This is a genomic window from Bacillus thermozeamaize (assembly GCA_002159075.1).
Taxonomy (GTDB): domain Bacteria; phylum Bacillota; class Bacilli; order ZCTH02-B2; family ZCTH02-B2; genus Bacillus_BB; species Bacillus_BB thermozeamaize.
This window is the reverse complement of record LZRT01000066.1, coordinates 1-13913: the sequence shown is the minus strand read 5'-3', so window position 1 is coordinate 13913 and position 13913 is coordinate 1. Positions and strand designations below refer to the sequence as shown.

The window sequence follows — 13913 nt, the reverse complement described above, 5'->3', positions numbered from 1 at the left end:
GATCAGATTTCTCTGCGCGAACGGAGCAGGCGGTAAGTCAACGAGCGGAATGGATCAGGCGTTATGAAGGGAATCCCATCTTGACGAAAAAACAGGTTCCCTACCCGGTGGAAACGGTTCACAATGCGGGGGTCGTCAAACACGACGGCCGGTATATCATGCTGTTTCGCGCCCATCAGCGGAATGGCCGCTCGATCATCGGGCTCGCCGAGAGCCCGGATGGCTACCACTTTACCGTACGTCCGGAACCTTTTCTTACACCCGCCACCGAAGGGGATTTTGCCCTCTATGAGGAGTTTGGCTTGGAGGATTTGCGGATTTGCCCTTTGGAAGGGGAATATCTGCTGACATACAGTGCCTATTCGCGGTATGGGGTACGCATTGCCCTGGCCAAAACCCGTGATTTTGAGCGTGTGGAGCGGGTTGCCCTGATTTCGCAGGCGGACATGCGAAACGTGGTGATCTTTCCGGAAAAAATAAACGGCCGCTATGTCCGTCTCGACCGGCCGCACACGCACATCGCTCCCTGGTCCATCTGGATTTCCTACTCACCAGACTTGATTCATTGGGGAGATTCGAAAGTGGTCATTCAGCCGGCGCCGTATCATTGGGACGAGATGAAGGTGGGCCCCGGCGCGACGCCGATCAAGACGCCGCATGGCTGGCTCAATATTTACCATGGCGTGTTTGAGACGATGGATGGCGCCATCTACCGCCTGGGAGTGGCCTTGCATGACTTAAACGATCCTTCCCGGATCCTTGGGGTGGCTGATGAGTGGGTGCTGCAGCCCGAAGATCCATGGGAAGTGACGGGTTATGTGCATAACGTGGTGTTTACCTGTGGAGCGGTGCCGGAAGAGGATGGGACGGTGAAGATCTACTGGGGAGGAGCAGACACGGTCATGTGTGTGGGAGTTGCCGAGATCGAGCAGCTGGTCCAGCTCTGCCTGAAGCATCCCCGGCCGCCGCTTCGCTAGCAGGATCGTGTAATGTGCCCAGAGTTTGCCATGATCCATAGGGGGAATGAGCGAAAGGATGGGGTGAACATGACGCTGAAACAGGAAGCACTGATGGCCAGAAGGAGAACGGAGATACGAAATCCGGATTGTACGCGAATCATCGCCAAATTCTTCCTTCCCGGCGACGAACACCGTGTCCGGGGGATCATCCAAAGGGTTCTGGCACTTTCGGAAGATGAGGTTCAGGCGATGTTGGATCAGGTGATGAAGGAGTTTTCCCATCGCCACCGCCGCTTCCGGCACATCCTGGAAAAGCATTTTCACGCGGTTACCTCGCTGGTTCCGGTTCCCGATACGCTTTCAGAAGCCAGAAAGCTGCTGTTGGGCGCCTATTTTACGAATGAATACTCGGTCCAATGCGCCGGACTGTTTAATCCGTCCATTGTTCCGCACCCGGATCAGTCGGGGATGAAGGCGGACAGCTTGCGCTTTATCATGTCTTTCCGCAGCATCGGAGAAGGTCATATTTCCTCGCTTGAGTTTCGCAGCGGGATTCTGGATGAGGACAGCGAAATCATTCACGAATCGATCAGCCCTTTTCTGGAAATGCCGGATGTGGTGTTTCCGCAGGACGTGGATCGTTCGCTGCTGATTGCCCGTTTAAGCGAAGAAGGCCTGAGCCAGTCCGTCCAGGAGCAATTGCAAAAAAAATTGCCGAAGCGATGCAGGAAGGATGAGCTGGTGCAATTGGCCAAGAGTCTTTCTTTGCCGGAAGAAGAGAAAAACGGTCTGTCCGAGAAATTGGTAAAAGTGGCGGATTGGTTTCTTCAAAACAATTATGAGATTCGGTTTGATCCGGAGACCCAACTGTCTGAACGAGTGATTTATCCCATTTCCCCCAATGAGTGCAAGGGGCTGGAAGATGCCCGTTTCGTCTATTTTCAGGAAGATGACGACAGCGTCACCTATTATGCCACCTACACCGGTTACAACGGCTACACCATTCAACCGAAATTGCTGGAGACCAAGGATTTCGTCACCTTCAAGGTGACGACGATGGCCGGCCCGGCCGTGACCAACAAGACCATGGCGCTGTTTCCCCGGCGCATAGGCGGCAAATATGCCATGCTTTCCAGGCAGGATGGCGAAAGCATGCACATCATGTTTTCCGACAACTTGTATGTATGGCAAGAATCGGAAGTGATTCGCACCCCCTCCAGCCCATGGGAATTGATTCAGATCGGCACGGGCAGTCCGCCGATTGAAACGGAAGAGGGATGGCTGGTCGTCAATCACGGTGTCGGGCCGATGCGGAAGTATTGTATCGGTGTGGAATTGCTGGATCTCGAGGATCCGCGAAGGGTCATCCGCCACCTTGAGGAACCGATTCTCTCGCCGAACGAAAAGGAACGGGAAGGGTATGTCCCCAACGTCGTCTACACGTGCGGGGCGTTGATCCACGGCGGGGAATTGATCATTCCCTATGCCATGTCGGACTGGGCTTCGGGAATTGCTTCCATTCCGGTGAAGCCATTGCTGGATCAGTTGGTCGAGCCAAGATAAGGCCCCCTCTTCCTCTTCCTTTCCTTTTTTTCTTTTTTGTTTTCTGATTTTTTATTCGTCCAATTCCTCAGGCGCGCAGACGACTCGGTTTCCTCCTGCCCGTTTTGCCTGGTAAAGGGCCTGGTCCGCGGCACGGATGAGGGAAGACGGATGGGACGCAGGGCGCGGGCGGGTGGCTGCCACGCCAAGGCTGATGGTGATATATCCGGCAATCGAAGAATACTTGTGTTCGATGAACATCGATTCGACGTCTTGCCGCATCCTTTCCGCCACGACAGTCGCTCCTTGCAGATCGGTGTTGGGCAGGATGACGGCAAACTCCTCGCCGCCGTACCGGGCTACCAAATCCCCCGAACGTTTGACCGCGTTTTGCAACGTTTGCGCGACGCGAATAAGACAGACGTCACCTGCTTGGTGGCCGTAGTGATCGTTGTATGGCTTGAAAGCGTCGACATCCAGCAGGATCAGTCCCAGCCACTGTTGATTGCGTTCCGCTCTGCCCCATTCGATGGCTAAATATTCGTCAAATTGACGCCGGTTGGCGATTCCGGTCAAGCTGTCCTGGTTGGAAAGCAATTGCAGCTTGCGGTTGGCCTCTTCCAACTGGCGGGTCACTTCCAGCAGTTCTTTCTCCCGTTCCTTTCGCCGGTCCATTTCCCTCTTCAATGTCAAGGCGGACCGGATTCGGGCGAGCAACTCGACCTTGTTCAGAGGTTTGGAAATGTAGTCCATGGCACCGGCGGCAAACGCGGTCTCCAGGACGCCGATTTCCGTGCGTGCCGTCACCATGATCACCGGGATGTCCCGCAGCTTGTGGCAAGCTTTGATCCGGCGGCAGGCTTCAATGCCGTCGATTTCCGGCATGACGACATCCATCAAGATCAACTCCACGTCGGGTTCTGGTTCTGGTTCGGCCGAGCACTGGTCATCCTCCAGGCCATCCTGCGGAATGCCCAGCTGGCGAAAGGCTTCCGCGGCGGAACTGGCTGTGCGTATATCAGTAAAACCGGCCTCCTGGAGTATGGACTTTAGAAGCAGTTGGTTGAATCGCGAGTCGTCCACAATCAGAATGCTCATCGAACAATCCTTTCCTTGCGATGGTGCGCCTGTGCTCCCTTTTTTGATATTTTTTTAAACCATTATATCAATTATATCATATCTATCATGTTCTTCTGCGTGACGGTACCCTTCATTTACAGGGAGAAGTTTTGGATGCAGATCCATATCATCGGGGGTGTTTTTATGGGGGAACAGCCGGATGTGCTGATCATCGGCGGCGGACCGGGGGGGATCGCCAGCCTGATCTGGTCGCTGCGATTGGGGCTGAACGCCCTTCTCCTGGAGAAAGAGGAGGAATTGGGGGGGCAGCTGCTGCAGGTTTTCAATCCCATCATCGATTATCCTGGCCTGCCGGTAGCTGACGGGCGGGAGCTGCAACAACACTTTGTCAACCATCTCCGCCACTGGGAGCATTGTGTCCGATGCAGAGTGGAGGCGGAATCCCTGGATCTGGCTGCCAGAAAGGTGCACTCGCGGGGCGAAACGTATCAGTCGCGCTTCCTGATCCTGGCACTGGGTGCCCGTCCCCGCCGGCTGGGTGTTCCCGGTGAAGAGGAGATGCTGGCCCGCGGCGAAGTATATTCGGTGGCCAGGGATCGGGAGAGGTTCCGAGGCAGGCGTGTGGCGGTCGTCGGAGGCGGAGACCGGGCTCTGGAAGGGGCCTTGTTGCTGGCTGAGGAAGGCGCGGAGGTGCTTTTGATTCACCGCAGCGACCGCTTTCGGGCGAGGCAGGAGTTTCTCGGGCCGGTCCGGCGCCATCCGCGGATTCGCCTCTTTACACATGCGGTTGTCCGCGAAATCGTCGGCCGCCAGCGGACGGAAGGTGTCGTTGTGGCCCGCCTGCCAAGGGGCGAAGGAGGGCGCGAGCAAGGCGCGGTGGAGGACTTTTTCCCTGCAGAAGCGGTGTTCGTCCGGATTGGCGTAGAGCCAAACAGCCATCTGTTATCCGGTCAATTGCCGCTGGATGAGGACGGTTATGTGGTGGTGAACGAAACGGGAGAGACGGGTGTGGAAAACGTGTTCGCAGTCGGCGATCTTTGCACGCGGCCGCAGTTTTCCAGCATTTCGATGGCCACAGCGCAGGGGATGGTGGCGGCCAAAACGATTGCCTCCCGGCTGGCCGGGATAAAAGGGGATAAGAGGAAAAGGGTATAAAAAGAAACGCGCTCGTCCACAGTAAGCCAAAAAGGGGTGTCGACCCATGAATCCCTGGTACTGGAGCTTGATTCAATCGATCGATCGTTTGGGTGAAGGCATGGTCCGCCTGCAGCAGAAATACCAAGACCATCCTGCCGAATCGCCCGAGACAGCGCAGCAAATCAGGCAGGCTTCGACGGACATCCAGGACGCGTTGCAACGCTTGCGCGGCCTGTTACAGGAAGTGGCGCAAAAAACGGATCGGGGCATCCCTGCCGCGTGGGATCTGGTGGCCGTCGTTCCCGCTGATGAGGGGAATCCGGAGCAGGCGGAACACAGCGGCGAGCTTCCGGAGGTGGAACACCTCAGCCAGGCTTTTGAACAGGGAATGGACGGGTTTTACCGGATGAAGGAACTGATCAAGACGCATAGCCGGCTCGGGAAGGAGGAGCGACTGGGATGGGCGGAACAGGTGGAGGAGCTGGGCAAGGAGTTTCACCGGATGTATCAACTTGCCCGGGATGCGCATGATGCCAACTGGTACGACACCTATGACTGAGTCCCTTGCCTGGGGCGGCGCATGACCACTTGCCCCAAACTCGATTCATGCCCCTGCCACTCACATTTTCGTCACAAAATGTGCTGAACTAATCGAAGAAATGTGTTATACTATTTTTGACTTCAAAAATACAATCTTGTTTTTTTGCAAATGGGATATCAGGGGATATTATCGAGTTAAAGGGGTAAGGAAGGGAAATGGAAACCAAACAGATGAAATCCTTGGAAGAATCCTTCCGGACTGCGAAGGTACACGTCAATCTGCCGGTCAGCCGGCTCGTTGAAGAGGCCATCAGGCGGCGTGAAGGGATTCTGACGGCACAAGGAGCCTTTCGTGCCACGACAGGTCAGTATACCGGCCGTTCCCCGAAGGACAAGTTTATCGTCGATGAACCGGCCGCCCGCGAGATCAACTGGGGAAAAGTGAATCAGCCGCTGTCCAGCAGCCATTTTGAACGGCTATATCAGGACCTGATGCAGTATGTGGGCAAGCGCGAATGGTTTTTGTTCCAGGGGTTTGCCGGTGCCGATCCGGCCTATCGCCTGCCCATTCAGGTGTTGACAGAGTATGCCTGGCATAATTTGTTCGCGCATCAGTTGTTTATCCGCCCGACCCGGGAGGAGCTGGCGGGTTTTCGTCCCTCGTTTACCGTGGTAGCCGCCCCGGGCTTCAAGGCCGACCCGAAGGTGCACGGGACGCGGTCGGAGACGTTTATTGTCCTGAGCTTTGAGCATCGCGTCGTATTGATCGGCGGAACGGAGTACGCCGGCGAGATCAAAAAATCCATTTTTACCGTGATGAATTACCTCCTTCCTCAACAGGGCGTTTTCCCGATGCACTGTTCCGCCAACATCGGTCCGCGTGATGATGTGGCCCTGTTTTTTGGCCTTTCAGGGACGGGGAAGACGACCCTTTCTGCCGATCCGGAGCGCCGTCTGATTGGCGACGACGAGCATGGCTGGTCGGATCGCGGCGTCTTCAATATTGAGGGCGGGTGCTACGCCAAGTGCATCAACCTTTCCGCGGAAAAAGAACCCCAGATCTGGCAGGCCATCCGCTTCGGTTCCGTGCTGGAAAACGTGGTGGTGGACGAGGCGACGCGCCAGCCGGATTACGATGACGCTTCCTTGACGGAGAACACCCGTGCCGCCTATCCGGTGGATTTCATTCCCGGCGCGGTGATACCGGGCGTGGGAGGGCATCCCGAGGTCATCCTCTTTTTGACAGCCGATGCGTTCGGTGTCCTGCCGCCGATTGCACGCTTGAGCAAGGAACAGGCGATGTACCATTTCCTTTCCGGGTATACCAGCAAGCTGGCTGGCACCGAGAGGGGCGTCACGGAGCCGGAAGCCACCTTTTCCACCTGTTTCGGTTCACCATTCCTGCCGCTTCACCCTTCCGTTTACGCCAGGATGCTGGGTGAGAAGATCAGCCGCCACAATACACGGGTGTACCTGGTGAATACCGGTTGGTCCGGCGGCCCGTACGGCGTCGGCAAGCGAATCGATCTGCGCTATACGCGGGCGATGGTCGCCGCGGCCATTAACGGAACGCTGGAGGATGTGGAGACAGTGACCGATCCGGTTTTCGGCCTGCAGATCCCCGTGCATTGTCCGGGCGTTCCCGCAGAGGTGCTGCAGCCACGCAACACCTGGTCCGACAAGCGCGCATACGACAACCAGGTGCGGGAGCTGGCCAGACGTTTCATTGAGAACTTCGAGAAATTTTCCGATATGGCGCCCGAATTGAAGGCGGCCGGTCCCAAGCTTTAAAACTGAAGGAGGAGTGCCTGTGTCAGGACATGGGCCTCCTTTTTTGTTCGTCCGGACCCATGCGATTGGAGGCTTCCTTGTTTTGGTATACAATACTTTGGTATACACCTGTTGTGATAGGAAAGGTACTTGCGATACATACGCAACCTTGCGGAAGGAAAAGGAGGATCATCATGCTGTTTGAATGGGCTGCCAGGCTGCTTCAGCCGCACGTCCAAATGAGCGAGGAGGAGGTGCTCCGGCTTCTGGCGCGACCGCCCAAGCCGGAGATGGGAGATGTGGCTTTTCCCTGCTTTTCGTTGGCCAAGGTATGGCGCCGTTCGCCGCAACAGATCGCCGTGGAGTTGCGGGACCGGTTGCTTGCCGCCGGCGGAACGGATGACACGAACCGCGAGCACGGCCGTTTTGGCCAGCCATTGAAGCAAGTGGAGGCGGTGGGCGGTTACCTGAACCTGTTTTTTGACCGCGCCGCGCTGTGGCCGCGGATGCTGGCGCAAGCGCTGAACGCTCCCCTGCCGCAGCCCGGCGAGGGAAAGACGGTGGTCGTGGAGTTTTCCTCGCCCAATATCGCCAAGCCCTTTGGGGTGGGCCATCTGCGTTCCACGGTGATTGGCCACGCCCTGGCGCGCATCTATGAGGCGCTGGGTTACCGGGTGGTGCGGATCAACCATCTGGGGGACTGGGGGACGCAGTTCGGGAAGGAAATCGCCGCCTACAAGCGCTGGGGCGATCCGGAGCGGATCAAGGCCAACCCGATTCCGGAACTGCTGGCCCTGTACGTGCGTTTTCATGAGGAAGCGGAGCAAAACCCGGAATTGGAAGAAGAGGGCCGGGCCTGGTTTAAAAAGCTGGAGGAGGGTGACCGGGAAGCCCGGGAACTCTGGCAATGGTTTGTCGATGAGAGCCTCAAGGCGTTCCGCCAGACATACCGGCTTTTGGGAGTGGAGTTTGATCATTACACCGGCGAGAGCTTTTATACCGATCAGATTCCCCGGGTGGTGGACGCCCTGCGGGAAAAGGGCCTGTTGCAGGAAAGCGAAGGGGCCTGGGTGGTGGATCTGTCGGAGCGGGAGATGCCGCCCTGCCTGATCCTCAAGGCGGACGGCACCACGATCTATGCGACGAGGGATCTGGCTGCCGCCATTTACCGGTATGAGCAGTTCGGCTTTGAGAAGATGCTTTATGTGGTGGGCGCGGAGCAAACGCTGCACTTCCGCCAGGTGTTTGCCGTCCTGGAAAAGATGGGACATGCCTGGGCGAGCCGGTGTGAACACGTTCCCTTCGGCTTGATGCAAATCGAGGGGAAAAAGATGTCCACCCGGAAAGGCCGGGTGATTTTCCTCGAAGAGGTGTTGCAGGAGGCGGTGGAACGGGCGGAGGCGATCATCCAGGAAAAAAATCCGTCGCTTCCTGACCGTCAGGTGGTGGCCCGGCAGATCGGCGTCGGTGCCGTCATTTTCCACGATCTGAAGACCCATCGGATCCACAATGTCAACTTTTCCTGGGATGAGGTGCTGAACTTCGACGGGGAAACCGGCCCCTATGTCCAGTACACCTACGCCCGCACGCAGAGCGTGCTGCGCAAAGCGCGGGCGCTAAGGGAGGGGGCGGATGCCAGGGAGGCAACGACGGCCGGCGGAGATGGGGTGAACGCCGCCGGGGATGCGGCCATCGCCGGGGATCAAGCCGGCGCATGGGAAGCCCCCCCCTGGTTGGAGCACAGTAAAGCATGGGAGGTCTGCCTGCATCTGCTGCAATTCGGCAAAGCGGTGGAACGGGCCGCCGCCGGCAACGAGCCCTCGCAGGTGGCCCGCTACCTGCTGGATCTTTGCCAGTTGTACAACCGCTTTTACCATGACGAGCGCATCCTGGTGGAGGACGCGCAGGAACGGGAGGCGAAGCTCCGTCTGACCGAAGCGGTCGGACAGGTCCTCAAGCGGGGACTGTACCTTCTCGGCCTGGAGGCGCCTCCCCAGATTTGAGACCGACCGGCAGGGAGCGCCTGTTGGCGGAATCAGCGGGGCAGGCGAAACATCGGGGAAGGCGGAAGCATCGGGGAAGCGCGTCGCTGCAGCATGTCGCATGAAGAGGAGCGCGAGGAGAGTGAAGATGGCACAGATCAGCCAGGCTGACGAACAGCGGATTCAATGGGCGGTCAACCGGTCCCAAGAGGCCGGGGCGATCTTGATGCGGTATTTTCGCGGTTCATTCAGCAAGCGAAGCAAGAGCTGGACACTGGACCTTGTCACGCAGGCAGACGTGGAAGTGGAGCGCTTTTTCCAGGAAGGCTTGCAACAGGCGGACCCGGAGGCCGTGCTGGTCGGGGAAGAGGCCGTGGCCGAAGGAAAAAGTCCTGACCTGGAAGAGGCCCTCCGTGCCGGAAAGCGGGTTTGGGTCATTGATCCTTTGGATGGGACGGCCAATTTTGCCCACGGCATCCCCTTTTTCTGCACCTCCGTGGCCGTTTTTGACGAACACGGCCCGCTGGCCGGCATCATTCACCAGCCGATTGAACGGGAGACGTTCCTGGCTGTCCGTGGCCGGGGAGCCACGTTGAACGGCCGGCCGATCAGGGTATCAGACGCTCTCCTGCATGAAGGAATGTTCGGGTACCGGCTCAAGATCCGCAATCAGCGGGAATGGGAACGGATACGGGAGAAGGCCCCCCGCTTCGGCATCCTGCGTTCCCTCGGCGCGGCGGCCCTGGAGCTGGCCTATGTCGCCGCCGGGAGGCTGGTGGCCTATACGGAGCGTTCCCTCAACCTTTGGGACATCGCTGCCGGTGCCCTGCTTGTCCAGGAGGCGGGCGGGGCGGTGTGGTGCCGGCACCGCGGCAGCGGCCGTTCGCTGCAGGAGGCGGGCTGGGGTCTGAAAGGCTGGGACATTCTTGCGGCCAATCAGGCGGCGGGCAAGGAGCTGGCCGCCCTGTTCCAGTGGGAATCCCGGCCATAGCCCTTTTCATGTTCTGACGCTTATTATGTTCGAATTTCATGTTCGAACGCTTGTCATGTCCATCCCTTTTCAATCGTCAAAATCCGAACGATGTTGAAATAACGGATAAAAACGTTCGATTTTTCATTGACTTTCCGGGGGCGCACTGTTACACTTTTTACGGAAGGTGTGGCAGGAGTACTCCCGACACCTGTTGAACGTTCGAGGTCGGTAGTCGCCGACTGCGGCAGCTTCCCGTTCCGACGAGCTGCCTTTTTTTGTTTGGCGCAGCGCCGTGCGCAAGGCAACCTTCATGATGAGGGAAGAAGCACGATAAGACCTGGAGGGAAACCGATGATCGAGCGATATACGCGTCCAGAGATGGGAGCCATCTGGACCGAGGAAGGAAAGTTCTCCAGCTGGCTGGAGGTGGAGATTCTCGCCTGCGAGGCCTGGGCGGAGCTGGGCGTGATTCCGCGCGAGGATGTGGCCGCCTTGCGGGCCAACGCCCGGATTGACGTGGCCCGGATCGCGGAAATCGAACGGGAGACCCGCCATGATGTGGTGGCCTTTACCCGCGCCCTCTCCGAAACGCTGGGGCCCGAGCGCAAGTGGGTACACTATGGTCTGACGTCGACCGACGTGGTGGACACGGCGCAAGGCTACCGGCTGAAGCAGGCCAACCGGATCTTGCGCCAGGATCTGAAGGAGCTGATCCAGGTCCTGAAGGAGCGGGCCCGCGAGCACAAGATGACGGTGATGATGGGACGCACCCATGGCGTCCACGCTGAGCCGATCACGTTTGGCCTCAAGCTGGCCCTTTGGTATGCGGAAATGCTGCGGAATCTGGAGCGCTTTGAAGCGGCGGCGGAACAGGTGGAGTACGGGAAGATTTCCGGCGCCGTGGGCACGTACGCCAACATTCCGCCCTTTGTCGAGTCGTATGTGTGCGAAAAACTGGGGCTCAAACCGGCGCCGATTTCCACCCAGACGTTGCAGCGGGACCGGCACGCCCATTACATGGCCACGCTGGCCCTGATCGCCACCAGCCTGGAGAAGTTTGCGGTGGAGATTCGCGGCTTGCAGAAAAGCGAGATCCGGGAAGTGGAGGAGCGCTTTCACCCGGGACAGAAAGGCTCTTCCGCGATGCCGCACAAGCGCAATCCGGTGGGCGCCGAGAACATCACCGGCCTTTCGCGGCTGATGCGCGGCTACATGCTGGCCGCCTATGAGAACGTGCCGCTTTGGCATGAACGGGACATTTCCCATTCTTCGGTGGAACGGGTGGCGCTGGCCGACGCGACCATTTTGCTGGACTACATGTTGCACCGGTTCACCAACCTGATCCGGGAGCTGACCGTTTTCCCGGAGAACATGCGCCGGAACATGGAACGGACCTTTGGCCTGATTTATTCGCAGCGCGTGATGCTGGCCCTGATCGAAAAGGGGCTGAGCCGCGAGGAGGCCTATGACCTGGTGCAGCCCAGGGCGATGCAGGCCTGGGAAGAGCAGCGTCCGTTCAGGGAGATCCTGGAAGCAGACCCGCGCATCGCCGGCCTGCTTTCGCGGGAAGAGCTGGATGATTGTTTCGATTATCGTCATCATTTGCGGCATGTGGACACCATTTTCCAGCGTCTGGGTTTGAATGATTAGCATCGAACGGAGGGCCGACGATGAGTGCCGAACCGATCCGCAAGGAGTTGCTTTACGAGGGCAAGGCCAAGCAGATCTACGCGACGAGTGATCCGGAACTGTTCTGGGTGCGTTACAAGGATGATGCCACCGCCTTTGACGGCAAGAAGCGGGCCACCATCCAGGGCAAAGGGGAACTGAACAACCGGATCAGCGCCATTTTCTTTGAACATCTGGGCAAGGCGGGGATTCCACACCATTTTGTCCGCCTTCTCTCGCCGACCGAACAGCTGGTTCGCAAAGTGGGCATCATCCCCCTGGAAGTGGTGGTGCGCAACCGGGCCGCCGGCTCGATGGCCAAGCGCCTCGGTTTGGAGGAAGGGATGCCGCTGGCCCGCCCGATTCTGGAATTGTATTACAAGGATGATTCCCTGGGCGATCCGCTGGTGAACAGTGAGCACGCGCTGGTCCTCGGCTGGGTCAAGGAAGCGGAGCTGGCGGAGATGAGGCGGCTGGCGCTGGCGGTGAACGAGGCGCTGCAGGGATTTCTTGCCGTGCGGGACGTCCTCCTCATCGATTTCAAGCTGGAGTTCGGGCGGACGGCGGACGGGCAGGTCATCCTGGCGGATGAGATTTCTCCCGACACCTGCCGGTTCTGGGACAGCCGGACGCTGGAAAAACTGGACAAGGATCGCTTCCGCCGCGACCTGGGCGGTGTCCAGGAGGCTTATCAAGAGATGTTGCGGCGTCTTGGCGGTGTGGAAGAGGGGCGTCTTGATCGAGGGGGATCTATTATATGACCAACCAGGAAAAACGAGCCGGCCAATCTGCCGAATCTGTCCAAGCGGCCCGTTCCGATCGGTCGGCCGGCCAACCCGTTTCCCGTCCGGTGACACTGGCGGGGGAACCGTCGCCGGAAGCGATTCGGGACGCGCAGATCTACCGCGCATTGGGCCTGACGGATGCGGAATACCAGCGGGCCGTCCGGATGCTGGGGCGGCTGCCCAATTACACGGAAACCGGACTCTTCAGCGTGATGTGGTCGGAACACTGCAGTTACAAAAACTCCAAAAGCCTGCTCCGGCAACTGCCGACCAGCGGGCCGCGGGTGTTGATGGGCCCGGGTGAGGGGGCCGGCGTGGTGGATATCGGCGACGGCCAGGCTGTCGTCTTCAAGATTGAAAGCCACAACCATCCTTCGGCGGTGGCCCCCTTTCACGGTGCTTCCACCGGCGTCGGCGGCATCGTGCGGGACATCTATTCCATCGGCGCCCGGCCGATCGCGCTGCTCAATTCCCTGCGCTTCGGCCGGCTGGATTCGGCCCATATGCGGCACCTCTTCAAAGAGGTGGTACGGGGGATTGCCGACTACGGCAGGCGCCTGGACGTGCCCACCGCAGGCGGGGAGGTGGCCTTTGCCTCCACCTATGAAGGCAATCCGCTGGTCAACGCGATGGGCGTCGGGCTGGTGGCCCATGACAAGGTGCAGAGGGGCATCGCGAAGGGGGCGGGCAATCTGGTCCTGTATCTCGGCCGGCCAACCGGACGGGACGGCATCCACGGCGCCACCTTTGCCTCGGAAGAGCTGAATGAGGACACGGAGGCCACCTTTGTCACAGGGGATCCGGAATTTGGCAAGCGGCTGATGGAGGCCTGCCTGGAAATCGTGGAAAAAGGCCTCCTGGTGGGCATTCAGGATATGGGGGCTGCGGGTCTGACCTGCTCCAGTTCGGAAATGGCGGCAAAGGGCGGCCACGGCGTCGAGCTGGATCTGGATCAGGTGCCCCTTGCGGAGAGCGGTATGACGCCATACGAGATGATGCTGTCCGAGACGCAGGAACGGATGCTGCTGGTGATCCGGCCGGAGGACCTGGAGCGGGTGCAGGACATTTGCCGGCGCTGGCAGGTGCCGGCTGTGGCGATTGGCCGCGTGACGGAGGATCAACAGTTGCGCCTGCTTTATCAAGGCCAAGTGGTGACCGAAGTGCCGGTGAAGGCTTTAACGGATGGCCCGGTGTACGAGCCGAAGGCGGAAAAGCCGGAATGGGTGGCCAAGTATGAGGTCTGGGATGCGGTGACGACCGTCTGGCGGCTGTGGCAGAAGGTGAAGGTGGCGCGGCTGGACCATGCCAAGGGGGCGCGGCAGACCGTAGGCGGGTTTGAACCGGTGCTGAAAAAGCTGCTGTCCTGGCCGAACGTGGCCAGCAAGGCCTGGGCCTACCGGCAGTTTTCGTCCGATGCGGACCGGCGGTTGGCCGTCTTGCCCGGTTCGGATGCCGGTGTGGTGCGCCTGCCTGGAAC

Annotated in this window: 11 protein-coding genes; 10 read left to right on the top strand and 1 reads right to left on the bottom strand. The window is 59.0% G+C overall.

Translation table 11 applies throughout. The features are described 5' to 3' along the window. The first annotated feature begins 53 nt into the window (after positions 1–53). Together BAA01_13620 and BAA01_13615 are read left to right on the top strand one after the other, a co-directional pair. Positions 54–977 carry a glycosidase gene (locus BAA01_13620; GenBank protein ID OUM88118.1) on the top strand — a complete coding sequence of 308 codons (924 nt, stop codon included), beginning with the start codon at positions 54–56 and terminating at the stop codon, positions 975–977. A gap of 69 nt (positions 978–1046) precedes the next feature. Next, positions 1047–2522: a glycosidase gene (locus tag BAA01_13615; GenBank protein ID OUM88053.1), complete on the top strand. Its 1476-nt coding sequence runs from the start codon at positions 1047–1049 to the stop codon at positions 2520–2522. A gap of 51 nt (positions 2523–2573) precedes the next feature. Here the strand turns inward: BAA01_13615 and BAA01_13610 are convergent, their stop codons facing one another. Further along, a complete protein-coding gene (locus tag BAA01_13610) occupies positions 2574–3599 on the bottom strand; it encodes a hypothetical protein (GenBank protein OUM88052.1) in 1026 nt (341 codons plus the stop codon). A 165-nt stretch (positions 3600–3764) separates the two neighbouring features. Between BAA01_13610 and BAA01_13605 the strand changes: the two genes are divergently transcribed. The 8 genes from BAA01_13605 to BAA01_13570 form a co-directional block, all read left to right on the top strand. Then, a complete protein-coding gene (locus BAA01_13605) occupies positions 3765–4736 on the top strand; it encodes a hypothetical protein (GenBank protein OUM88117.1) in 972 nt (323 codons plus the stop codon). Between the two features lie 46 nt (positions 4737–4782). Further along, the gene (locus BAA01_13600) at positions 4783–5277 is read left to right on the top strand and encodes a hypothetical protein (GenBank protein ID OUM88051.1); all 495 of its coding nucleotides are present in this window, start codon (positions 4783–4785) and stop codon (positions 5275–5277) included. A gap of 197 nt (positions 5278–5474) precedes the next feature. After that, the gene (locus tag BAA01_13595; protein OUM88050.1) at positions 5475–7049 is read left to right on the top strand and encodes a phosphoenolpyruvate carboxykinase (ATP); all 1575 of its coding nucleotides are present in this window, start codon (positions 5475–5477) and stop codon (positions 7047–7049) included. A gap of 173 nt (positions 7050–7222) precedes the next feature. Next, on the top strand, positions 7223–9031 hold the full coding sequence (locus tag BAA01_13590; protein ID OUM88049.1) for an arginine--tRNA ligase: 1809 nt from the start codon (positions 7223–7225) through the stop codon (positions 9029–9031). Between the two features lie 127 nt (positions 9032–9158). Beyond that, positions 9159–10001: a hypothetical protein gene (locus BAA01_13585; GenBank protein ID OUM88048.1), complete on the top strand. Its 843-nt coding sequence runs from the start codon at positions 9159–9161 to the stop codon at positions 9999–10001. 333 nt (positions 10002–10334) lie between these two features. Continuing rightward, on the top strand, positions 10335–11633 hold the full coding sequence (locus BAA01_13580; GenBank protein OUM88047.1) for an adenylosuccinate lyase: 1299 nt from the start codon (positions 10335–10337) through the stop codon (positions 11631–11633). A gap of 20 nt (positions 11634–11653) precedes the next feature. Then, the gene (locus tag BAA01_13575) at positions 11654–12412 is read left to right on the top strand and encodes a phosphoribosylaminoimidazolesuccinocarboxamide synthase (protein OUM88046.1); all 759 of its coding nucleotides are present in this window, start codon (positions 11654–11656) and stop codon (positions 12410–12412) included. Beyond that, positions 12409–13913, top strand: a 1505-nt coding sequence (locus tag BAA01_13570) for a phosphoribosylformylglycinamidine synthase II (GenBank protein OUM88045.1), incomplete at its 3' end; no start/stop codon positions are given. The genes BAA01_13575 and BAA01_13570, both read left to right, overlap by 4 nt.